At 51.7% G+C, this 23,818-nt stretch carries 21 protein-coding genes and 1 tRNA gene; 14 read left to right on the top strand and 8 right to left on the bottom strand.

The features are described from left to right. Positions 1-8 precede the first annotated feature (8 nt). The 4 genes from AC6HVW_RS04065 to AC6HVW_RS04050 all read right to left on the bottom strand — a co-directional run bounded on the left by AC6HVW_RS04065 (position 9) and on the right by AC6HVW_RS04050 (position 3,683). Positions 9-1,193, bottom strand: a complete 1,185-nt coding sequence (locus AC6HVW_RS04065) for an amino acid aminotransferase (RefSeq protein WP_497569278.1) — start codon at positions 1,191-1,193, stop codon at positions 9-11. Between the two features lie 189 nt (positions 1,194-1,382). Further along, positions 1,383-1,754 (bottom strand): RidA family protein, encoded by a 372-nt coding sequence (locus AC6HVW_RS04060; protein WP_071680930.1) that lies wholly within the window; start codon positions 1,752-1,754, stop codon positions 1,383-1,385. Continuing rightward, complete coding sequence (locus AC6HVW_RS04055) at positions 1,738-2,553, bottom strand: alpha/beta hydrolase (RefSeq protein ID WP_071680931.1); 816 nt, start codon at positions 2,551-2,553, stop codon at positions 1,738-1,740. Before AC6HVW_RS04055 ends, AC6HVW_RS04060 begins: the two co-directional genes overlap by 17 nt. Before the next feature lie 224 nt (positions 2,554-2,777). After that, positions 2,778-3,683 (bottom strand): LysR family transcriptional regulator, encoded by a 906-nt coding sequence (locus AC6HVW_RS04050; protein ID WP_071680932.1) that lies wholly within the window; start codon positions 3,681-3,683, stop codon positions 2,778-2,780. A 101-nt stretch (positions 3,684-3,784) separates the two neighbouring features. Here AC6HVW_RS04050 and AC6HVW_RS04045 point away from each other — a divergent pair, with 101 nt between their 5' ends. The 3 genes from AC6HVW_RS04045 (at position 3,785) to AC6HVW_RS04035 (ending at position 5,735) form a co-directional block, all read left to right on the top strand. Further along, positions 3,785-4,411, top strand: a complete 627-nt coding sequence (locus tag AC6HVW_RS04045) for a glutathione S-transferase family protein (protein WP_186486299.1) — start codon at positions 3,785-3,787, stop codon at positions 4,409-4,411. A gap of 1 nt (position 4,412) precedes the next feature. Beyond that, positions 4,413-5,336 (top strand): pyridoxamine 5'-phosphate oxidase family protein, encoded by a 924-nt coding sequence (locus tag AC6HVW_RS04040; protein ID WP_186486300.1) that lies wholly within the window; start codon positions 4,413-4,415, stop codon positions 5,334-5,336. Positions 5,337-5,510: 174 nt separating this feature from the next. After that, positions 5,511-5,735, top strand: coding sequence for an HP1242/YdcH family protein (locus AC6HVW_RS04035; protein ID WP_021180872.1), 225 nt, complete (start codon positions 5,511-5,513; stop codon positions 5,733-5,735). Positions 5,736-5,781: 46 nt separating this feature from the next. Here the strand turns inward: AC6HVW_RS04035 and AC6HVW_RS04030 are convergent, their stop codons facing one another. The 3 genes from AC6HVW_RS04030 to AC6HVW_RS04020 form a co-directional block, all read right to left on the bottom strand. Next, positions 5,782-6,858, bottom strand: a complete 1,077-nt coding sequence (locus AC6HVW_RS04030) for an ABC transporter ATP-binding protein (protein ID WP_071680935.1) — start codon at positions 6,856-6,858, stop codon at positions 5,782-5,784. Between the two features lie 147 nt (positions 6,859-7,005). Beyond that, positions 7,006-8,379 carry a phosphohexomutase domain-containing protein gene (locus AC6HVW_RS04025; RefSeq protein ID WP_046808343.1) on the bottom strand — a complete coding sequence of 458 codons (1,374 nt, stop codon included), beginning with the start codon at positions 8,377-8,379 and terminating at the stop codon, positions 7,006-7,008. A gap of 15 nt (positions 8,380-8,394) precedes the next feature. Beyond that, positions 8,395-9,435: a LacI family DNA-binding transcriptional regulator gene (locus AC6HVW_RS04020; RefSeq protein ID WP_071680936.1), complete on the bottom strand. Its 1,041-nt coding sequence runs from the start codon at positions 9,433-9,435 to the stop codon at positions 8,395-8,397. A gap of 272 nt (positions 9,436-9,707) precedes the next feature. On the opposite strand from AC6HVW_RS04020, the gene AC6HVW_RS04015 reads away from it, so the two are divergent. The 11 genes from AC6HVW_RS04015 to pagP all read left to right on the top strand — a co-directional run bounded on the left by AC6HVW_RS04015 (position 9,708) and on the right by pagP (position 21,245). Further along, the gene (locus AC6HVW_RS04015) at positions 9,708-10,994 is read left to right on the top strand and encodes an ABC transporter substrate-binding protein (RefSeq protein WP_024486215.1); all 1,287 of its coding nucleotides are present in this window, start codon (positions 9,708-9,710) and stop codon (positions 10,992-10,994) included. Between the two features lie 56 nt (positions 10,995-11,050). Then, positions 11,051-11,926 (top strand): carbohydrate ABC transporter permease, encoded by an 876-nt coding sequence (locus AC6HVW_RS04010; protein WP_046808344.1) that lies wholly within the window; start codon positions 11,051-11,053, stop codon positions 11,924-11,926. Further along, positions 11,927-12,751 carry a carbohydrate ABC transporter permease gene (locus AC6HVW_RS04005; protein WP_071680937.1) on the top strand — a complete coding sequence of 275 codons (825 nt, stop codon included), beginning with the start codon at positions 11,927-11,929 and terminating at the stop codon, positions 12,749-12,751. Between the two features lie 11 nt (positions 12,752-12,762). Continuing rightward, complete coding sequence (locus AC6HVW_RS04000) at positions 12,763-14,346, top strand: alpha-glucosidase (RefSeq protein ID WP_071680938.1); 1,584 nt, start codon at positions 12,763-12,765, stop codon at positions 14,344-14,346. Then, positions 14,339-15,397 (top strand): glycoside hydrolase family 130 protein, encoded by a 1,059-nt coding sequence (locus tag AC6HVW_RS03995; RefSeq protein WP_071680939.1) that lies wholly within the window; start codon positions 14,339-14,341, stop codon positions 15,395-15,397. Before AC6HVW_RS04000 ends, AC6HVW_RS03995 begins: the two co-directional genes overlap by 8 nt. Before the next feature lie 13 nt (positions 15,398-15,410). Beyond that, positions 15,411-16,346 carry an MTP-1 family protein gene (locus AC6HVW_RS03990; RefSeq protein WP_071680940.1) on the top strand — a complete coding sequence of 312 codons (936 nt, stop codon included), beginning with the start codon at positions 15,411-15,413 and terminating at the stop codon, positions 16,344-16,346. A 119-nt stretch (positions 16,347-16,465) separates the two neighbouring features. After that, a complete protein-coding gene (locus AC6HVW_RS03985; protein ID WP_497569277.1) occupies positions 16,466-17,581 on the top strand; it encodes a hypothetical protein in 1,116 nt (371 codons plus the stop codon). 655 nt (positions 17,582-18,236) lie between these two features. Then, positions 18,237-18,893: a sugar phosphotransferase gene (locus AC6HVW_RS03980; RefSeq protein ID WP_315901726.1), complete on the top strand. Its 657-nt coding sequence runs from the start codon at positions 18,237-18,239 to the stop codon at positions 18,891-18,893. Positions 18,894-19,228: 335 nt separating this feature from the next. Further along, a complete protein-coding gene (gene mtfA, locus AC6HVW_RS03975; RefSeq protein ID WP_071680942.1) occupies positions 19,229-20,017 on the top strand; it encodes a DgsA anti-repressor MtfA in 789 nt (262 codons plus the stop codon). 93 nt (positions 20,018-20,110) lie between these two features. Further along, positions 20,111-20,186 (top strand) — tRNA-Asn (locus AC6HVW_RS03970). A gap of 489 nt (positions 20,187-20,675) precedes the next feature. Next, positions 20,676-21,245 carry a lipid IV(A) palmitoyltransferase PagP gene (gene pagP / locus AC6HVW_RS03965; protein WP_081366977.1) on the top strand — a complete coding sequence of 190 codons (570 nt, stop codon included), beginning with the start codon at positions 20,676-20,678 and terminating at the stop codon, positions 21,243-21,245. 68 nt (positions 21,246-21,313) lie between these two features. Here pagP and AC6HVW_RS03960 read toward each other — a convergent pair whose 3' ends face one another. After that, complete coding sequence (locus tag AC6HVW_RS03960; protein WP_497569276.1) at positions 21,314-23,818, bottom strand: PEP/pyruvate-binding domain-containing protein; 2,505 nt, start codon at positions 23,816-23,818, stop codon at positions 21,314-21,316.

Raw genomic sequence — 23,818 nt, 5'->3', positions numbered from 1 at the left:
TCACCTTTTTATGCGGTACGGGTAACGTCAAGGATGGCGGCGGTCACATAGTCCAGGTTTTGCTGGTTCAGGCCAGGCAGACACATCCTGCCGGGCGCCACCAGATAAATGGAATATTGTTGCCGCAGTTGACCGAGCTGGCGTTCATTCAACCCGGTGTAGCTGAACATGCCCTTTTGATCGCGAATGCGGGTGTAGTCCAGCGTGGTACCGCCCTGCTCCAGGCCAGCAGCCAGGCCAACGCGCATCTGTTTGATGCGTTGGCGCATGGTGGTCAACTCACTGGCCCATTGTTGATATAGCTGTGGGTCTGCCAACAGGGTTTCCACAATCTGGCTACCGTGAGTCGGCGGGCAAGAATAACTGCGGCGGATCAGCGTCTTCAATGCGCCTTTCACGTTCACCGCAGCCTCGGCCGTAGCGCACCGCACCGATAGCCCCCCTAAACGCTCGCCATACAGCGCCACGTTCTTGGAAAAAGAGTTGCTGACCAGAAAGTCCACGTCGGTTTTCAACATCGCCCGCAGCGCGAAGCAGTCTTCATCCAGCCCATCGCCAAAGCCTTGATATGCGATGTCAAAGAAAGGCAGTAGCCGACGCTGTTGCACCACATCGATCACCCTATGCCATTGCGCCGGACTGAGATCGGTGCCGGTGGGGTTATGGCAGCAAGGATGCAGCAATACCACTGCCCCTTCCGGCAAAGTGGAGAGCATGTCGAGCATGGCTTCCAAACGCAGTTGGCCAGACGCATCGTCAAAATACGGGTAGGTATTCACCTTCAAGCCAGCCCCTTCAAATATCGCCCAGTGGTTGGCCCAGGTAGGATCGGAAACCCAGATTTCGCGGCGCGCCAGATAGTGATAAATAAAATCGGCACCCAGTTTCAGTGCGCCAGAGCCACCCACGCTTTGTACCGTAGCAATACGGTCCGCCGGTTCACCAAACAGCAGCGTCTGGATCTGGCGGGCAAACAGTGCAGAACCTTCGATTGGCGGGTAAGTATGTGGCCGCTGTTGTTCCAGTAAACGCTGTTCGGCAATATGTACGGCCTGCATCAGGGGAATATTACCCTGATGATCGTAATACAGACCAATACCCAAGTTAACCTTTTGCGGATTAGGATCCTGCATATAGGCTTCCATCAGTGACATAATAGGATCGGGCGTTGACGGGGTAATATGTGCGAACATAGATTATCCTTAACTTATTATTTAATGAATCAGCAGGTGAATACCCGTCGCCTTTCAAGCTACAGCGTTGTTATCTGCGTGCGTGAGCCCCGGTCACTTACTTAAGTAAGCTCCCGGGGACACACGCACTTGTCGCCTAGCTGTAACTTGAAATTCATAGGGTATTTAATATTTAGATTTAATTGTTAATTAAGCGACAGCGCTAACGGTGATTTCTATTTTCATCCCTGGCACCACCAATTTATCAACAATCACCGTTGAGCGGTTGGGATACGGATAATTAAAATACTGTTGATAGATTTTATCGAGCAGTTTAACGTCATTAACATCGGTAAGATAAACAATAACCTGTAATACATTATCGCTATGGCTATTGGCGGCCTTCAGCGTGGTGGCTAAATTATCAAACGTCAACGTGATTTGTTTTTCCGGGTCGCCGGTTTCAATAGTGCCATCCTGGCGGACCGGGCCATGGGCGGTGAATAACATCCCGCCGCCTTTGGTCGCCCAGGAAAAAGGTTGCCCGATCTCCGGCAGGCCGGTTTCAATGACTGTGCGCATCAAGATACTCTCCATCGGTAAGCAGGAAACGGTGCAGAGCGCCATCGGCAGCAAAGACCGCATCCAGCACGCTGTAATGATTAGCACCGGGGAGCGCATAACGGCTAACCGGCAGCCCCTGCGCCCGCAATGCGGAATAATAATAAAGAGATTGCCCAATCAGCTCCGGCAGTTCCGCCGCGCCGTAAAACAGTACCATGGGCTTCAAAGATAGCGGTATATTACGCGCTGGGCTTAAGGCCTCTATCTGCTGGGTGGTCAGCTTTAGCTGCTGGTTTACGTAGCTCGCCAGCAGCGGCTGTAACTCAAAAATGCCGCTGATGGGAAACACCGCCTGCACCAGCGGATGGTGTTGCCAATATGCTGCCAAATGCCCACCGGCAGAATGACCCGTGAGATAAACCGGTTTATCGCCACGCGGCTTCAGCCGCCGCTCGATGACATCCAGCGCGCCCCCAATTTGCTGACAAATATCAGCCAGGTTAGCCGCTGGTGCCAGGGTATATTCCACCAGCACTACATCAAAACCTAATGACAATGGCATGCTGGCAATAAAAGCAAAATCCTGTTTATCACAAAACTGCCAATAGCCGCCGTGAATAAATATTATCGTACCTTTATATTCTTCAGTTGAATAAAACCAGTCAAAAACTTCACGCGGCGCATCCCCATAAGCCATATTCAACTCATGACGTTGCTGTTGGTAAACTCGCTGACTGCGGGATTGAAATGAGAGCAGGATCTCGTTTTCATCAGCCACCGTCGTTGCGTTATCGTAACTGCCCGCTAGAAGTTTCATATATTAAACTTTGTTTATTATTTAAGATGTGAGTTAACTATTAGCAACATGTTAAAATATTGTCAAGATAGCGAGTGCAGCAATGCGTGATCGGCGAGAAAAATTTATTTTTTCCGGCAATAAGTTTCACTGGTTAAACATTTAGAGGTTATTTTAAAGTTTCATCCATGAAACTCGAAAATAAATTGAGGATAAAGGATAAGTGGGCGCAGCATGCGTCGCCCCTACGGGCGAGCCGGTTGTATTTGCGCAATTTGGCTAAGGTGCTGATAGGCGTAATCCCAAAAGGTACGCACCTTCAGCGGCATGTATTGCACGTTATTCGCCACCAGTTGCACCGGCACTGGCTGGGGCTCGTAGGCGGCCAGCAGTCGCACCAGCGTACCATTGGCCAGATCGTCCGCCACCTGATAAGACAGCAGCCGAGCAATTCCCTTGCCTGCCCGCACTGCCAACAGTTGAGTTTCCACCTCGTTCAACAACAAGCGCGGCGTCAAGCGTACTCGCTCACCGTTTTCGTTAGGCCCAAAGCGCCATTCACCTGACGTCGGACGTAGAGTACCTACAATAGTGTCATGATCGCTTAACTGCGCCGGTTCCAGCGGAACTCCTCGTTGCGCCAGATAGGCTGGGCTAGCCACGGTGATGCGTGTCACCTCTCCAAGCTTACGCGCCACCTTGGAGGAATCCTGTAAATGCCCGATGCGCACCGCCACGTCCAGCCCTTCATCGATCAGCTCCAGATTGCGGTCATTTAACTGCATGTCGATGTGGATTTGCGGATAACGTTCGAGAAAAGCCATCACCATCGGTGCCACATGCTTGCGCCCAAACTGTACCGGCGAAGTAATACGCAGCAGTCCGCTCAGTTGAGCCTCTGCGGTATCCATTACCGCGTCTTGATAGTCATGCAACAGAGCACGCGCGCGTTCGGCTAAACGCAAACCGGCCTCCGTAGGTGCCAGACGCCGGGTAGTGCGTTCCACCAACCGCGCCCCCAACCGCTGCTCCAAAGAAGCGATAGCTCGGGTTACCGCCGGAGCGGAACGACGCAGCTTGCGGGCCGCACCGGCCAAACTCCCCTGCTGGATCACCGCCACAAAAATCGCCAACTCGTCCAAACGATCCATAGATTATTCCGCCAAGTGAAATTATCAATTGCCATCTTCCCGGATACCCATCATCTGGCGCAAGAGTATTCTGGTCAGCAAGACCATAAAGGAGACTCACCATGCAAACGTTGAAACTGTACGGCACTCCGGCCTCTGGCCATTGCCACCGCGTCGAGCTGCTATTGCGGATGCTAGATCTGCCTTATGAGTATTGCGAAGCCCCGGCCACGGTGCGCCAAAGCGAGGCCTTCTTGCGGCTTAATCCCGTTGGACAGATCCCGGTATTGCTGGCCGATGAGCAGGTATTGAGCGACAGCAACGCCATCATGGTGTACCTGGTCAAACGCTATGCGCCGGATAGCCACTGGTTGCCAGAAGATCCGTTGGCAGCAGCCCAAGTTCAAGCCTGGCTTTCCAAAGCGGCCGGAGAGGTGCGCTATGGCCCCGCATCCTGTCGGATGGTGGTGCAATTTTCTGCGCCAGAGAACTACCCGTCTGCACAAGCCATCGGCGCACGCTTTCTACCCCAGTTAGAGCAACATTTGGCAGAACGCGAGTTTTTGGCAACGTCTTTGCCAACGATTGCCGATCTGGCCTGTTACAGCTACGTGGCGGTCGCCCCAGAAGGTGGACTTTCCCTCAAGTCCTTCCCGGCAATCCAGCGTTGGCTAGATCGTATTGCCGCGCTACCCGGGTTCTTCCCCATGCCTGCGTTACCCCTGCCTGCCCAGGCTGTAGGCCAATAACATGTCTCCCTCCATGTTTCATCCCGATGAGCAGTTGGCGCAGGACCTGGCCGGTTTTGATACGGTGAGCGGGAATATCTATACCGCCATGCCCGATCAACATCGCGAGTTCTTCGCTCACCTGCCCTACCTGTTTGTTGCCACACTGGATGAGCGGCAATGGCCGGTTGCTACGGTGTTCAGTGGGCCTGCCGGCTTTTTGCGCTCGCCAGATGAAGCACATTTGCGGATCGTTTCGCCACGCCGGGCGGACGATCCTGCTCAGGCAGCGCTCTATCCCGGCCAACCCGTCGGCGCATTAGGATTAGATTTCAGTAACCGCAGGCGCAACCGGGTTAACGGCATCATTAGCCGCACGGATAAAAACCGCTTGGAGATTGTGGTGCAACAAAGCTTTGGCAACTGTCCGCAGTACATTCAACGGCGAGAGCTGTTCGCCGAGCCGAGCGTTGCCGCCCCCATTGAGCAGTTGAGTTCGTTAGACGATCAGGCCCGACAACAGATCCAACAGGCGGATACCTGCTTTGTGGCCAGCTATGCCCACGGTGATTCAGCGCAAGGTGGTGTAGATATCTCGCATCGCGGCGGTAAACCGGGGTTCATCCATCTGGCTGGAGAAACCCTGTGGATACCGGATTTTCGCGGTAACCGTTATATGAATACGCTAGGAAACCTGCTGGCACAGCCGAGGGCGGCGCTGTTGTTTATCGATTTTGCACGCGGGGACATTCTACATTTACAAGGGGAAACCCAGATCTTATGGCAGGCAGAAAACGAAGCCGTCGAAGGAGCCGAGCGCTACTGGCGATTTGATATCACCAGTGCATGGCGTTTTCGCCAGGCACTGGGCTGGCGCGGCAGAAACGTTGAGTTCTCTCCGGCAACGTTACGCACGGGTATTTGGCAAAATCACGCAGAAAGCTAAGCGGGTACAGCATGCGGCGCCCACTACTCATTCAGCGACATTGCCACGCTGTCATCAATCTGCACAGCAGGATCTATTTTTGCTAGCTAGCGCCATTTTAAATAAATCCACGCTGGGTTACAGTGAAAGTGGAGAAGCCCTCCAGTGTACAGTTTGACTCAAAGGAGCTTGAGTATGTTTCCAGAATACCGTGAGTTAATATCGCACCTGAAATCAAGCCATCCCCGCTTCCAGTCATTGTTTGATAAGCACAACCAACTCGACCACCAAATCTCCAGGTTAGAAGGGCCAGCAGGCAACGGCTACTCTGACGAAGTGGTTCGCTTGAAAAAAGAGAAGCTACATATCAAGGATGAGTTACACAAAATACTAAAGGCAGAGGAAGCCGCGGCCAAGTAGCGCACGCCGATCCCCGCGCTACTGCGGGGATCACCGCTACCTTTAGCTAAACGTCACGTATCGCCTTACCGTGCTCATCAAACACCAGAATATTATCGCAGGAGGTACCGATACTTACCTCTTCACCGGTGGCAAGCTTCAGCTGATAAGGAACCTTCATTTGTAAGGTGCCGTATTGCCTAGAGCCAAGCAACACCACCGTGGAGTCACCGTGCATTTCGGTGAGCTCGTTTTTCACCTTCAGGCAGAGCTCGGCACTATCGGTTAAAGAGAAATGTTCGGGCCGGATACCTAATGTCAATGCCGTGCCTGCTGCCAAATCAGCATTCGCCAGCTGCGGAATAAAAAAGCTGTGCCCATTGATTTTCACCCGTCCGCTATGTTCATAGGTGACGGCAAACAGATTGATTTTCGGCGCGCCAATAAATCCGGCGACAAAGATATTGGCCGGATGGTTATAGACCTCTTCCGGCGTTCCCACCTGCTCTATTCTTCCCTGGTTCAAAATGACGATCCGATCGGCCAGCGTCATGGCTTCCGTTTGATCGTGGGTCACATAGATGGTGGTTTTTCCTAGATTGTCATGCAGCTTGCCGATCTCCTGCCGCATCTGGATACGCAACGCGGCATCGAGGTTGGATAACGGTTCATCAAACAAAAACACGTTAGCGCAGCTGACTATCGAACGCCCGATCGCAACACGCTGGCGCTGGCCGCCGGATAAGTGCTGTGGCAAACGTTCCAGGTAATTATCAAGTTGCAAGATCGCGGACGCATTGGCGATCCGCGCGGCGATCTCCGGCTTCGGCGTTTTGATGTTTTTCAAACCAAACGCCAGATTTTCACGCACGGTCATATGGGGATACAGAGCATAAGACTGGAACACCATCGATACGCCTCGCTCCCCGGCATTCATATGGGTAACGTCCTTATTATCTATCTTTATTTCCCCCCCGCTAACTTCTTCGAGGCCAGCAATCATTCGGAGTAACGTAGACTTTCCGCAACCAGAAGGGCCGACCAGCACAATAAACTCCCTGGAGGCAACCTCAAGGTTTACGCTATTAATCGTTTTGATATTTCCGTAAGACTTTTCGACATTTTTGAGAGAAACGCTCGCCATTATCTGCTCCATCATTGCGCTGTCATCTATTCAGCTTATCCACGGATAACTTTAATTAACCATGATATCTACAGGCGTTAAATTACGGCAAAGATAAACGCCAAAGAATAAGCCGTTTGACTATAACTTTATCGCCGCAGGCGATGACTAATCGGTAATAAATTGAATAAGCTTGGTCAACTGCGTAATTTTTTGCTCCAACAATTGAGTATCCCCGCGGGTTTCAATATTTAGCCGTAGCAGGGGTTCAGTATTGGAGGCGCGCAGGTTAAAGCGCCAGTGCTCAAACTCCATGCTCAGGCCGTCAGTTGCCGTGATACGCAGCACGCTATCGGCATAAAACTGTTTGATTTGCCGGATGCTCGCATCAGTATCCTCAACGGTAAAGTTAAGTTCACCCGATACCGGGAAGCGCGCCTTGCTGGCTTCAATCAAGGAATATAGCGATGTTGCCTTACGTGACAGTAATTCGATCACCAGCAGCCAGGGGATCATACCGCTATCACAGTAACCAAAATTGCGGAAATAGTGGTGGGCACTCATTTCGCCACCGTAAACGGCATCATGCTGGCGCATGGTGTCTTTAATAAACGCATGGCCCGTCTTTGATTCGATCGCGTTGCCATTCAGCGCCTGCACAATCGCTTGGGTATTCCAGACCAGTCTAGGATCGTGGATGATTTTACCGCTGTTGTCAGCACGCAGGAACGTTTCCGCCAGTAAGCCGACTATGTAATAACCTTCAATAAAGTTGCCTAGATGATCGAAGAAAAAGCAGCGGTCAAAATCCCCATCCCAGGCGATGCCTAAATCCGCCTGGTGCTCAAGCACCGCCTGCCGGGTAACGCCCTGGTTCTCTGGCAGCATAGGATTTGGGATCCCGTTTGGAAAAGTGCTATCTGGCTGATGGTTGATTTTAATCATGCGGATAGGTAGCTGGCGTTTTGCCATTGCCGCTTCGAGCGCATCCAGAGTCGGGCCCGCTGCGCCGTTGCCAGCGTTGACCACAATCTTCATCGGCGTTAACACGCCAGGATTGATGTAGCTTAATAAGTGCTCAATGTAGTGTTCACGGTTAGACTGAACGGAAAGCTGTCCTGGGGTGGCTGACGGCGTAAATTGATTTTCCTGGGCCAGTTGCTGGATCTCATACAGTCCGTTATCCCCGCTGACGGGCCGAGAATCCTGTTTAACCAGCTTCATGCCGTTGTAGTCAATCGGATTATGGCTGGCGGTAACCTGAATGCCACCATCGACGCCATAAAAGCGGGTGGCAAAGTAAACTTCTTCGGTGCCCACCATGCCGATATCAATCACATCGGCCCCGCCACTCATCAGCCCTTCTGCCAGCGCCTGCTTCAAAGCGGCACTGGTTGCCCGAGCATCTCCACCTACCACCACTTTCTGTGGCTTTAGCCACTGGCAGTAGGCCCGGCCAATGCGCCAGGCAATCTCTTCATTGAGTTCCGTACCCAACTTGCCCCGAATATCGTAAGCTTTAAAACAGGTTAACTTTTCCATTTCCTTTCCATGTGGTTATGCCGAATCCCGGACAATAAGTTCATAATCGAGAAAGATATCTTCGGTTATTTGACCCGCAATCAACGCCCGGGCGGCATGACGCCCTTTGGCAACAATAGGTTGGCGGATGGTGGTCAGCGCGATCGGTGGATCCTGAATATCAATATCGTCAAACCCGGTGATCGCAATCTGACCAGGGACCGTAATATGCTGACTCTGGCAGTAGTGGTAAACGCCGAAAGCAAAGCGATCGGACAGGCAGATGATGGCCGAAATGCCCGGTTCGCGGGTAAGCAGTACCTTGGCCGCCTCTTCTCCCCCGGCTTCGTCATGCAGTTGTTCCACAACGTGGCTGGTGGTCAAATCAATACCGCCATCGGACAGCGCCTTGATGCATGCGCTAACACGCCCAAAGGCCACGCCGTTGTCAAATTCGCTGGAGAATTCAGCCAGTGATGACAGCACGCCCGCTTGCTTCTTCACCGGGAAAGCGACAATGCCGAATTTTTTATGCCCAGCCGCCAGCAGATGCTGGCAAATGGCCTTCATAGCAGCAACGTCATCAATGGAAACACAGGTGAAGTCCTGCAGTTTGATATCGGTAGTGACCACCGGCAAGCCGCTGGTTAATGCCGCCTGGACAATTTCATCATTGCTATAGGTGGCATTTAAAATATAGCCATCGACGACGGCGCTTAACATGCGTTTTTTAAATTCGTTATTCACTCTTAGTGGCATCAGCGCGATGTTAATGCCATTTTTCTCACACTCCTCGGCAATGCCACGCATCAACGCAATGTCATGACGATCGGAGAAAACATAACTCAAATTATCGTTAAAAATGACCCCAAGCGTACCGCTTTTACCGGTACGTAAAAAGCGCCCGGCCCCTGTCGGGCCATGGTAATTAATGGATTCTGCGTAGGCCAAAATCTTCTCCCGCAGTTCTGGCGAGACCTTTTCGGGCCGATTAAACACATTCGAGACGGTGGTATGCGTAACGTTCAGCGCCTCAGCAATGGTTTTAAGTGTTTCGCGTTTTTTACCAGTGGTCATGTCAAAAGCTCCGGGAAGATAAAGTTACCAAGTTGCCCATACTATATCCCAATCCGCGGTAGGAAATGCTTGGTTCTCACCACCAGGAAAGGTATGTTACCCCAATTTTAACGTTAAAATTGCAACGTACGTCACCATTTTAACGTTAAAATAAAAATAATGAGATGTGAGTGCACTCACAGAATCCCTGCATCTTCGCTGCTATTTTAACGTTAAAAATTGGCCTACCAGCCTTTCTTCCTACTGACGAATAGTTCACAGGTAATCAAGCCATGCTAAAGAAAATCAACCATACCCTGCTCTCTCTGGCGATTGCCGCCAGTTGCATAGTGCTTACGGGCTGTGATGACAAAGCGGTTTCTGGTGATAATGAAAAACAGGAAATAACCCTGTGGATCGCACCCAATAACGTCCAGGAAGCATTCTGGAGCGAAGTCGTTGGCGAATGGAATCAACAAGCCGACAAAAAGAAAGTGGTCTTTTCCACCATCCCGGCGGCAGGCAGCTCAGAAGAGGCGATCATGAACGCCATAGCCTCTGACCGCGCACCGGATATTTCGGAGAATATTTTCACCGGCTTCGGTACTCAGCTGGCTGATTTGGGCCAAATCGTCGATCTCTCCTCGCTCGATGGCTATGGATCCTTAATTCAAGCCCGGCAGATGGGCGATATCATGAAGAACTGGGGCTATAACGGCAAAAATTACATTCTGCCGATTTACATGAATCCGGTGCTGTTCTGGTGGCGCGGCGATTTATTAGAGGAACAGGGCTTTAGCGGTATCCCGCAAACCTATGACGAGGTATACGCCCTCAGTGAAAAATATACCATCGAGAACCAACGTTATGCGGTGCAAGCAACATCTGGCCGCAACTGGTGGGACCGCTGGTTTGATTTTATCGCCCTCTATTACGCTCAGAGTGGCGGCAAGCCTTATATCGCCGACAAGCAAGCCACCTATGACAACCAGGCTGGGCGCGACGTCATCGGTTTCTTAAATACGCTGTTTGAAAAAAAATGGACGGTCTACGACTTCGGCCAGGATGACCCATTGGTGACCGGCAAAGTTATGGGCGCAGTGCGCGGCCCCTGGGATATCAGCCGCTATCAGCAACAGTATCCGGAAATCCTCAAGCAGATAAAGATTGGCCCGATGCTGGTCAAAGATAAACAGAAAATGCCTTATACCTTTGCCGATGGTAAAGGGCTGGTCCTGTTCAGCCATTCCAAGGTTAAACCCGAGGCGTGGGAGTTTATCCAGTGGGTGTTCAGCCAACCCAAATTCGATAAGCGCTGGGTTGAACTGACGGGTATGCCACCGGCCAGAGCGGATTTGCTTACCAACCCACTGTTTACCCAATATTACCAGGATAACCCTTACGCCGCGGCCTACGCCAAATATGTCAACGTGGCAATACCGCCTGCATCCAGCAGCGAAACGGTGGAAATTCAACGCAGTATGACGCAAATGCTGGAGAAAACCGTGTTTAAAACCGTAACGCCGGATGAAGCTTTGCAGCAATCCGCGCAGGAAGTGAACGCGCTGTTAAAGCCCTGATTACTCCATCTTATTGATTTCTCGTTTTATGCTTCATCTGAGGGTGGCCGTTAGTTATGATTTTTCCAAAGCTTAAAGATAAACATGTAGGCGGTATTCTGGCGGCCTCCTATCTGGGATATACCAGTATATTCTGGCTGTACCCCTTTATTTGGCTCGCTGTGTTATCGCTGACTGAATGGCGTTTTGTGGGCATTCCTTCGTTCAACGGTGTGCAAAACTTTATTTTGGTGCTGCAAGATCCGTTGTTCTGGAAATCGATGTTGAACGTACTGCGTTTTTTAATGTACTACCTACCGGTAGTATTCATTTCTTCGCTACTGTTCGCGTTTGGTTTACAGAAATTGAAGTATGGCAGAACCTTTGTTGGCCTGAGTTTTTTATTAGCCAACGTCTCTTCCGGCGTGGCCTATTCCATCGTATTCTCCAAGATCTTTAGCCAGAACGGGCCGTTGAACACCTTTCTGGATGAATGGTTCGGCTTTACTCTGCCCTGGCTCACCAGCCCGGACTTCGCCATGTTGTCCATCTCGCTGGTGGTGACCTGGAAGTTTGTCGGCTATTACGGGCTGATACTCTTTTCTGGTCTGAACAGTATCCCCAAAGAAATTTACTCGGCAGCGGAGCTGGATAACACCCGGCCACTCAAGCGTTTGTTCCGCATCACATTACCGCTGATCAACCCGCAATTGATTATGGTGCTGGTATTAGCCATTACGGTCTCTTTTGCGATCTTTACCGAACCCTATCTGATCACCGGCGGTGGCCCATTAAACAGCACCACGACGCCAATGATCGTGATGTATGAGGCCGCATTTATGAAGATGCAACCTAGCTGGGCAGCCACCATGTCTATTTTTATCGCACTGATTAGCTTCACCCTGATCCTGATCGTCAGAAAGCTGCTGGAAAGAAAGGTGGAGATCGTTTAAATGAAAAAATCTATCAACAGCCTGATTATACATCTGGTTATGTTCTTTTTGGCGCTCTCGTGGCTGTACCCTTATATCTGGATGGTGCTTTCCTCCTTTAAACCAACCGCCGATATTTATACCAGCGGGATGTTTGAAGGGGCTTATTCACTCGATAACTATCGTTTTCTGTTTGAAAGCACCGGGCGGGTAGAGAAACCCTTTTTAAAAACCTTGCTTAACTCGTTGTTTATTTCTACAACGGTGACGGTAGCAGTTACCCTCAGTTCGATGTTTATCGGTTTTGCGCTGGCTAAAATGCAGTTTACCGGCCAACGATTATTTAAAAACCTGCTGTTTTTACAAATGGTGTTCCCGGCATTTATGTTTATCATCCCGCAATTCGTTTTGGTACGGGAGCTGGGGCTGTTAAACACTTACAGCGCCATGATTGTGCCGTTCCTGATGAGCGCCTGGGGGATCTTTATGATTTCACAAAGCTTTCAAGGTACGCCTAACGACTATATTCATGCGGCCAAGATCGATAACGCCAGCCTGTGGCAAATTATGATCTACCTGATGATGCCGCTGAACAAGGCAATTATCGCCATCGTCGCGCTGTTCACCTTCGTCGGTACCTGGGACAACTTCCTGTGGCCACTGATCGTTATCCAGGACGAAAACAAAATGCCGCTGTCAGTGTTGCTGGCCACCTTCAGTAAATCCTATGGCGTGTATGTTGGGCCAGTGATCGCCGGTGCCGTGCTCCAGACCATCCCGATCGTCGTGCTGTTTATCTTATTCCGTAAGTACTTTATGCAGGGCATGTCCCTGTCGCTGAAATAAGGACTCGTGCAATGACCGATCAAGCGTGGTGGCGTGAGGCCGTGTTCTATCAGGTTTATCTACCCAGTTTCCAGGACGGCAACGGAGATGGGATAGGCGATCTTCATGGGCTGATTGATCGGCTGGATTACCTGCAGGAACTGGGGATTGGCGGGTTATGGATCACCCCTTTCTACCCTTCCCCTCTGGTGGATAACGGTTATGACATTAGCGATTATCTTAATATCGCCCCGCAGTATGGCACGCTGGCGGTTTTCGAGCGGTTAATCGCCGAAGCCCATCGGCGTAATATTCGGGTGATCATTGATATGGTGCTTAACCACGTCTCTACCGAGCATCCGTGGTTTAAAGACGCGCTGAATAATCCGCACAGCCAATATCGTGACTATTTTATTTTCACTCGCCAACCCAATAACTGGCAGTCGTTTTTTGGTGGATCGGCATGGGAGCCTGAAGCTACTGGCGGTGAATACTATTACCACAAGTTTGCCATTGAGCAGGCCGACCTGAACTGGGCCAACCCGGCGGTCGCAGAGCTTGCCAAGGGCGTACTGGACTTCTGGCAAGCCTTGGGGGTGGATGGTTTCCGTCTGGACGTGACCAACTTCCTGTCATGCAGCACCCAGCGAACAGATAACCCTACGCTGGAAAACGGTGAACAGCAGCACCTGTACGATATTAATCAGCCTGGTATCGAGTCATGCCTCGCTGATTTAATCGCGCATGCGCGGGCCAAAAGCCCCTGCTTTATTGTCGGTGAGGTGGGCAGTGACAAGCTCAAAGAACTGGCACGCTATCAGTCCGCCGACTTATGCGATGTGGTATTCAATTTTAACCTAGGCAGCCTGCCTGCCTTCGATTTGCCGCAAATCGTTGAACAGTTGAAGCTGATGAACGACCTGCCAGGCAATGTACCGACACTGTTTTTCTCTAGCCACGATATGCCCAGGATGATCAGCCGCTTCGGCGAGTTCGCTGGCGACATTGCCAGGGCGCGTGCGGTGGCTTGCCTGCAATTAATGGCCCATGGTGTGCCGTTTATTTATAACGGTGAAGAGGTGGGCATGCAGGACTATGTCGCCACCGAAGCGGATGCCATTTACGACATTCAGGGCAGGACACAGTATCAACAGAAGCTGGCCGCAGGTGGCAACCCGGAGGAAGCATTTCAGTTTGCGTTAACCAAAAGCCGTGATAATTCACGCTCGCCCATGCAATGGTCTGCAGCCCCCTTTGCCGGTTTTAGTACCCACCAGCCGTGGATGCCGGTCAATGAAAACTATCGCCAGATCAATGTGGCGGCTGCGCAAAATGCGTGCCATTCCCTTTGGCATGATTATCAACAACTCATTGCCCTGCGCGCTCAATATCCCGTGTTTCACTACGGCGTCTATGACCAATTGAAGCAGGTCAAAGACACCCTGATATTCAGCCGCCGTTATCGCCAACAGCGCGCCACCGTCACCATCAATTTTGGAGAAAATTATTTATTGCAGGTACCGACCCACGGGAAGGTTTTATTTGATACACGCACAGTGCCCGGCCAATTGACTCACAATGATATCGTAATTTTTATCGAGGACAGTAATGATTAGATTTTCTGGTAACCCATTAATTACCCCCCAGGACATAACGCCAAGTCGTCCGGGATTTAAGGTTGAATGCGCTTTCAATGCAGGCGTCACCCGGCTTGGCGATGAAACCATAATGTTGGTCCGCATTGCGGAAAGCGTGATCCCCAAGAGCGAAGGCACCACCGTGGTACCTTGGCTGCAAGAAACCCCCGCGGGCTGGCAGGTGACTACCCGGGAGTTTTGGCATAACGACCCTGCCTATGATTTTAGCGACCCACGACTGATCACCTACAAAGCAGATCCGGCTATCGTCTATCTGACTTCACTCTCTCATCTGCGGGTGGCGAGAAGCGGCAATGGCGTGGATTTTGTCGTTGATAGTCAGCCGCTGATTTTCCCGGACAACGGCTATGAAACCTTTGGCTGTGAGGATGCCCGCATCACCGAGATCGAGGGGGCGTTTTATATTAACTATTCCGCCGTCTCCTCCAAGGGTATCTGCACGGCGCTGGCGGTAACCAAGGACTTCACCTCTGTTGAACGTCTGGGATTGATTTTCTGCCCAGATAACCGCGACGTTTGCCTGTTCCCGGAAAAGGTGGGCGGCAAGTACCTGGCTCTGCATCGCCCGGCACCCAAACACTTCGGCAAACCCGAGATTTGGCTGGCCAGCTCCAACGATTTGCTGCACTGGGGACAACACCAGCATCTGCTGGGCACATCGCAAGATCCCTGGGATGCGTTAAAGCTGGGTGGCGGCGCTCCCATGCTGAAAACGACAAAAGGCTGGCTGCAAATTTACCATGGGGTAGACGTGGATCAACGTTATGCCCTGGGTGCCATGCTGCTCGATTTGGACGATCCTACTCGTATTCTCGCCAAATCGCCGGTTCCCTTGTTGCAACCGCAAGCACCTTACGAGCTTTACGGCTTCTTTGATAACGTCGTCTTTACCTGCGGTGCGTTGATTGAGAACGATACCCTGCGGGTCTACTACGGCGCCGCTGACGAAAGCATGTGCCTGGCTGAAATGCCGCTGGCCCAACTATGGCAACACCTGTCGGTGCAATGAGGAAAAAAACGCAATGAAGACTAATTCTCCGGCCAGCGTGGCACAACTGATTGCCGACTATCACCAGCGAACGTCAGGTATCACTTTCACCACTGACCGGCTCGAATTCACCGGTGTAGGTGACAAGGATGTTTACAACATTACCGCTCCCTTTACCTCTGCCGGGCTGCAAGTCATCGCCGGACGGGTTGAAGCCAGGGACTCTGAGCATTCGACCATTGTTTTCTTCCAAGAGCAGCAAGGAAAATGGACTCCGGTGGAAAATGCTCCTAGGTTCCCGTTACAGGATCCCTTTTTCTGCTTTATCGCTGGTGAACTGATATTTGGTGGCGTCGAGATCAACCCCCATCCCGAGCACCCAGGGCAGCTTATCTGGCACACCGTGTTTTATCGCGGGCGTGACATCCTGTCATTAAACCGTTTTGCTTGCGGCCCTTCAGGCATGAAAGATATCCGCCTGTGCCAGATCCAGCCAGGGCGCATCGGGGTATTTACCCGGCCACAGGGCAACATCGGCGGCAGGGGAACCATCGGATACGTTGAGATAAGCTGCCTGGAGGAACTCACGCCAGACACTATCGCCAATGCACAACTACTCGATCGGCAGTTCAACAGCGACGAATGGGGCGGCGTCAACGAAACGCATTTACTGAGCGACGGCACTATCGGCTTACTGGCCCATATTGCCTGTTTTGATCAACAACAAAGGAGACACTACTACCCGGGCGTCTTTATCTTCAATCCGGACACTAAAAACTATAGCCCCATAAAAATAATTGCAGCAAGAAGTAATCTGCTACCAGGCGATGCTAAACGCCCTGACTTGGTAGATGTCATTTTCCCAGGCGGCCTCATCGCATTAGCCGATAATCGTTGGCGGTTATATGTCGGTGCCAGCGACGCACAAGCGCACTGGATTGATATTGAGGATCCTTTTATCGGGATTTAATTCGCAAGCAATCGAAATTGCGCTTTTAACTGGCTTAATGGAAAAACTAATATTAATAATATTGGATGGTATTGCTATTGCCAAAACCAGGCAATACCACCAGTTTAGAAGGGATTATAATGAAATACTCTAAAATTTTTTCTCTGCTGTTGCTGGCTGGTCTCAGCTCTACCGTTCATGCGGAGAGCACACTAATTAAAGGTAAGACCCCAAGTGCTGAAAGTCGCCCTATTTTCGCCGGTGACAAGATTAGAATAATTAAAGAAAATGGCGAGACGGTGGAAACAGTAGTAGAACTCAGCGATGATAGCGTAGGCATTATTCGTCTACCAAAGGATGAACGTTCTTATTTCCACGGTAACTGGTTAGCAGAGTATAAAATAGAGCATTTCCGCAATGAAGGCCGCAGCACCAACTCCCGTCCGGTGCATGAAATCGTCTTCGCCGATGGGCGGGTCAACTTTGGTGACACCGGCTGGAACACCGGTTTCGTACTCAAGCAGGTACATTTTACCAACGACTCACGCAATGACAGCCAGCATAAAGTCGATTTTCGCATGATCGAAATGGAAATTCGCCCGGCGTGGGCGAAAAGTATAGATAAACACTGGTTTATGCTGGAAGGGATCTACCTGGGTAAAACCGGCTATGAGAAGAACCGTACCACCGGCAGCAACAACAATATTGGCGGTGATGGTTATGGCTTCCGCCCATACTACCGTTATCAGGTATCGGACAACTTCAGCGTCAACACCGATATTAAAATGCTGGTAGAAGACAAGGATGCCCACGGTGCCGATAGCGGACGTTTCCAGTTTTATGAAGCGCTGGTGAATTTTAACTATCACATAGCGGATCGTGTGAACGTCGGATTTGAAGTGTTTCGCAAAGAGGGCCAGGACTTCAACCATGATGGCGACAAGACGGCGAACGTGCTGGAACAGGAATTTCGCCCATGGGTTGCCTGGAGTATGGGTAAAAGTAACTTCCTGCTTAAGATGGAGCCTCAATTACGCCGCATTGGCGGGCGTGATGGCTATAAGGAAACCTCCAGAAGCGAGAAATATATCTTTAACTATAGCTACCCGATCACCGACAGATTTTATGCGGTGGCCGAGTACTTTTACCGGGTAGAGCACGACAAAAAATTCTGGGATCACAACGTTCGCGACCCGAATGCATATAAAAATACTGAGACCAATTTCGGCAAACTGGGTGTGAACTATGTTTTCTAAGTTGAAAGCAATAACTCAATAAAAATAAGGTAACAACATGAAATTATTAAATACCCTGGTTTGCATCATCGGATTAACCACATTTTCTGCCGCTGCCGCCCTGGTTAACCCAACGCATCTGGATGCGCTATACCAAAAGATCACCCTAGCCAACAAAACGGAATTGGGCCTGATCCATATCTATAGCGAATACCCGGATTACCGCTGGGTTAAAGATCCCATCGAGGGCGTATCGGCAATCGATGACGTCGCACGGGCTGTGGTCTTTTATCAGCGTCAGTATCAATCAAACGGCTCTGCGGCAGACCTGGAAAAGGTTAAATCACTGGTGCAATTCATTCTCCACCAGCGAGCGGATAACGGCTATTTCTATAACTTTATCTACCCCGACCATTCCATTAATAAAACCTACAAAACCAGCGTAGCGGAACCCAACTGGTGGACATGGCGCGCCCTATGGGCATTGACTGAGGCTTACCCAACCCTGGCAAAGACGGATACAACGCTGGCGAAAAAGGTGCATGAAACCATTTTCGCCACCACCGATGTCATTTATAAAGACTTTAACTTCAAGCAGACCCGCGGTGAAAAAGACGGTATCGCGGTCGCTGAGTGGTTACCGCAGACCGCAGGCGATCAGGCGGGCGTATTGTTGATGGGCCTGAGTAATGCCTACTCGCTGGGCTCCAAGCCAGAAATTGAAAAAATGATGCGCGCATTAGCGGCGGGCATCATGCTGATGCAGGTTCAGGATACCTCCTCACCGGTAAACGGCGCGTTTTTAAGCTGGCAAAATATGTGGCACGGCTACGGTAACAGCCAGGCTTATGCTCTGCTTACGGCGGGCGAGAAGCTGGGCGACCGGGATATGATCAAGGCCGCGTTTAACGAACTGGATCATTTCCAACCCGCGCTCATCAAAAAAGGGCTGGCAAACTGGTTCACCGTTCAACAGAAAGGTGAAAAGGTCACCGTGATCGAGGAACAAAAGTTTGCCCAGATAGCCTATATCATCCGCCCGATGGTGTTTGCCAACGTCAAGGCCTGGCAAATATCACGCGATACCGCTTATCTGCAGCAAGCCGTCGATTTATCCCTGTGGCTGTTTAAGCAGAACCCGGCAAAAGCGCAAATGTACTTCCCTGCCACCGGGATCGCATTTGACGGTATAGACTCCCCCACCAAGGTGAATAAAAACTCGGGGGCAGAGTCCACCATTGAAGCCTTGCTCACGCTGCAAATCGTGGAATCCATCCCTGAGGCTAAACGTCTGCTGGATGCCGCGTTAACCAAACTGGATATCGAGCGTTAATCCCAACCGACTGACCATGGGGCGCTGCATACGGCGCCCCAACGGCCAAACATGTGCGAACCTTACCAAACCCCATGCTAAAAATACGGGTCTACTCCCGCTTAGATTTTCTATGTGGGCGTTTGATCACAGACAAACTTAAGCGTAAGTGATTGAATAGTAGCGCAGAGCAAGGTTTTAATCCGCATAGCGGGTAGCCTTGCGACGGTTTGCAAGGCCGTCGCGTTCAGCCACTCCGGCAGCTCTGCGTGAAACGCTTGCTATAGTGCCCCCTTTTGCGGCATGTTGACATTATCACCCCAGCCGAATGTTCCAGTGACCCTTAGAGCAACGCAATGATTAAATGGCCGTGGAAAGCAAATCAAGCGCAGGCGGAAACGTTTGCCGACTGGCAGGAAGCCCTGTCCATTCCCCTGCTCTCACCTTTGGATGAGCAAGAGCAGCGGCGTTTGGTGGCGGTTGCCAGCCAGATTTTGCAAAATAAACGCATCGTGCCTTTACAAGGGTTGGAACTGACATCCCTGATGCAGGCGCGTATTGCCCTGCTGTTTGCGTTGCCGGTGATGGAACTGGGGGCAGAATGCCTGGACGGTTTTAACGAAGTCCTGCTCTACCCAACCCCGTTCGTGGTGGAAGATGAATGGCAGGATGACATTGGTCTGGTGCATTCCGGACCGGTGGTACAAGCAGGCCAAAGCTGGGAGCAGGGGCCGATCGTACTTAACTGGCTAGACGTGCAAGACTCCTTCGACCTTTCCGGCTTCAACCTGGTGATCCATGAAGCGGTGCACAAGCTGGATATGCGTAATGGCGGCACCGCAACCGGCGTGCCCCTAATCCCGCTGCGCGATATCGCCGCCTGGGAATACGATTTACACGCCGCGATGGAAAACCTGCAGGATGAAATCGATATGGTGGGTGAAGAAGCAGCCAGCATGGATGCCTACGCCGCCAGCGATCCGGCAGAGTGCTTTGCCGTGCTTTCCGAGTACTTCTTCAGTGCCCCTGAACTGCTGGCCAACCGCTTCCCTGAGTTGTACGAGCATTTCTGCCGCTTCTACAAACAAAACCCACTGGCACGTTTGCAGCGTTGGTATGCAGACAGCGAGCCACAACGGGACTGAGTTTGCTCAGATGATGAGCTGTCGCACCCACAGAATCAATTTTGCGTTGACACGATCTGCACGGCTGGATATGATGCGCCCCGTTCACACAATTCCTCTGTAGTTCAGTCGGTAGAACGGCGGACTGTTAATCCGTATGTCACTGGTTCGAGTCCAGTCAGAGGAGCCATATTTAGAAAAGCCCGCTTAGGCAACTAAGCGGGCTTTTTGCTTTTTCATTAAAAGACTTCCCGCCAAACGGCTAGCAAGAGTATTCGTATTTTGATCTGTTAACCTCGAGGTTGCTTACTGCGGTGCCGCTATGCTGCAACAAGTGGGCTCCAATTTGCATCACCAGTACATTACACGATCAGTTGTGTTCGATAGCTTTGACGGCATACATACCAACGGCAATCTTCTGGATGGGTCGGCTTATCCAGTTTGACCGGATGGTTGTACCAAGCACTGCCTGCACAAACTCCGTCTCCTGCCCCGTAGACCAATCCTTCTCCATACCCTCCACAAGCCAACCAATGAATTTTTGCGATTACCAGAAAAGCGCCAGCCATCGGCTAGACTTTAACTTGTCAGTGCAGTACTGCTATTGCGATACCTATAAAGAGAAAAATTACGTCGAACACAGAATAATATGGGTCATTACTCATCAAAGGAGCACGCTATGCGGATGTTTCTTGCAGTGGTCTGGACGGGGCTGTTGTTGCTAACCACACCAACTCATGCAGCAGAACCGGAACCCAGCACCGGGCGGGTCTCGGGTTGGTGGAACTCTTTAACCAGCGGTGTCGCACAAACCTGGAAGGACCCGCAATACCACGATCTTTATCTGCCATTTATCAGTTGGCACGCCCGTTTTATGTACGACGAGACGGATCATTACAATGAGATGCCGTGGGGTGGCGGCTTTGGGATATCGCGCTATAACGAAGAAGGCGACTGGAGTGCCCTGTACGCGATGATGTTTAAAGACTCCCACAATGAATGGCAGCCGATTGTCGGCTATGGCTGGGAAAAGGGCTGGTATCTGGATCAGAATCAAGATTTCCGCCTTGGGTTTGGTGTAACGGCGGGGATCACCGCACGTGAAGATTTCGGCAACTACATTCCATTGCCGATCGTGCTGCCACTGTTTTCCGCTGGCTATAAGCAGGCAACCGTTCAATTCACCTATATCCCCGGTACCTACAACAACGGCAACGTGCTGTTTGCCTGGTTACGCTTTAGTTTTTAATAACCGGGGATTTATCGCAGGTAGAAAAAGGCCCATTTAATCTTTTAAATGGGCTTTCTATTGGCAACTTACAACACGCTGACCGTCCCGGACTTACCGTCCAGCCGTACACGCATACCGTTTTCCAAACGGGTCATCACGCCCTTGACGCTCATTACGGCGGGCAACTGCAGCTCACGTGCCGTTACTGCCCCGTGGGATAACGGCCCGCCGCTTTCGGTAATGACGCCACTGGCACGATAAAACAGCGTCGTCCAGGCCGGGTTGGTGGTTCGTGCCACCAGGATCGCCCCTTTGGGGAATAGGGCAAAATCTTCTGGGCTGTGGATCAGGAACACTTCGCCTTCAATGACGCCGGGGCTGCCCGCCAGACCTTTCAGCTCGTTGCCGGTCGGGATGTCTTCCGGGCTGGCCTGCTCGCCGAAATTCCACGCCGGGCTTTGCTGCTTAGCCTGTTGCCAGCCCGCTTTGTTGTCTCGCACCACCTGCGCCAGATAATCAAACCGATCCTGCCTCACCGCTTCATCAATCACGTTGAAGGGGGCAAAGTAGATATCGCTGGCCTCGCTCAATACCCCACGCGCCACCAGCCTTTCACCAATTTCTTTGATCCCTTTGCGGAACGGCAGCGTCAGGCGCGTGGTCTGGTAATGCTCCAGATCGTCCAGGTAGGTATAAACTCGAGCCAACCGGATCACTTCCTCAATAAAGTAACGCATCCCTTCTGGAGCCTGGCTCAAATATTGGTGCTGTGCTGCCGAGGCCGCCAACTTGGCATTCAATGCCTGCCCGGCCAGATCTTCATCGGCCAGCTCCACCAGCATATTCAGCTGATCCAGTACGATATGTGGCGCCTCCAGCCAGGTTGGATAGTAGGCATCAAAGTCCAGCTCACGGTGACCATGGCGCTGCAGGAACTGCGTCAGCTGTGCCTCAAATGCCGGGTAGGCGTGTAGTTGATTGACCAACTCTCTTGAAGACAATCGTTCGAACGCCTGCTGCAAGGCCACGTCCCGGCGGATCTGCCGGGAAAGCTCCCAAAGCTCCGCATTCACCTGCCCGGTTTTGGTATCGGAAACCGACAGCAGCAGGTCGAACATCGTTTTGGCCTCCGTTGGCGCCATCGACATGTTCAGGATCTGGTAGAGCACGGCATACAAGGTGCGCTGAGTCAGTGATATGGCAATGTTGGGCAAGAAGTAGCGTTTACCCGCATCGCGCACGTTCAGTACGTATTGCCAACACTCATCCAGTTTGCGGGCCGAAAGGTCTTCACGCAGCAGTGCACCAATCTCTAACAGGTAGGTATCCAGATCGCGCATCCAGCGAACAGGCAACTCCTGTACCCAAGAGTAGCGCCTGGCCAGCTCAGGCAGTGCCGCCTGCAATTGCTCGATAGAGCTGATACCCCCCGGCATGCCGCTCGCATAGAGATCTACCGCATTTTGGTTGCCATAAATATAGAAATCCTTGATAGCAAACCACTTACCACCAAAGTGCGGCAGGCCCATCAACTCAAAGGAAAAGTTCAGTGATTCATGGAAGCCTTCCTCGGCCAGATCCCAGGTCAGTGGGGTCACCGCATTGGGGAATCGCTCTGCGGACTCATCACGCGTCCAGCGTTCAGGCACATAGGTCACCGGCCGTGATTGCAGCAGATAGCATTCTCCGGCAGAAAACGCCCACTCGATGTCCTGTGGAAAACCAAAGAACGTCTGCGCCTGCCGGGCCATTTTCGCCACCGTCCGGCACTGGGCATCGGTCAACGAGGGTTGCCCCATCTGCTCGGCAGAAAGTGCCAGATGCTTAACCCCTTGAGTATCCTTGAGGATAATCTCGCGTTTCTGCCCGATATTGCGCCCTACCACCGTAAAATCTGGTAGCGCTACGCGGAACTCATCGATTTCCTGCTCTCCCCCAACCACCGATTCGCCCAGCCCAAAGCAGGCGTTAATCAGCACCCGGTTCAGATCGCCCTGCACAGGATCTATCGAGAAAGCGACCCCCGCACTGTCTGTCGCCGTCATCTCCACCATCTTCTGCACCACCACCGCCATTGAGGCATCCAGGTGGGCCAGGCCCAGGCGAGAGCGATAAAGCATCGCATGCTCATGCCACAAGGAGGCGTAACAATCCCGCAGCGCGGTGAGGATTTCTGCCACCCCATGTATATTGAGGAAAGTATCGTGCTGCCCGGCAAAGGCGGCGCCTGGCAAATCCTCAAAGGTGGAAGACGAGCGTACGGCAACCACCCAGTGCTCCGCCCCCATTGCCTGCAACCGTTCGACAATCGGCTGCGACAGCACCTCATCAATAGGCTGTGCGCGGATCAGTTGCTGAATACTCTGGCTCTGCGCGGCGACATTGTCACTCTGCTGCAAAATAGCGGCGATCTGTGATTTCAGAGGAGCGAGAAACTGGCGGTATGCCCCGCTGGTAACGATAAACCCTGGTGGAACCGGCAAACCTCCGACGGTAAGGCGTGCCAGACTGGCACCTTTACCCCCGCTCAGTTGCAGTTCGGTGGCACTGACATCGGAAAATACCAACGTAAAATCTGTTGCTACGTACAT

This window comes from Serratia sp. NCCP-200, assembly GCF_059697885.1.
Note: the sequence above shows the minus strand (reverse complement) of the source record. Positions and strands in the feature narration are given on the sequence as shown.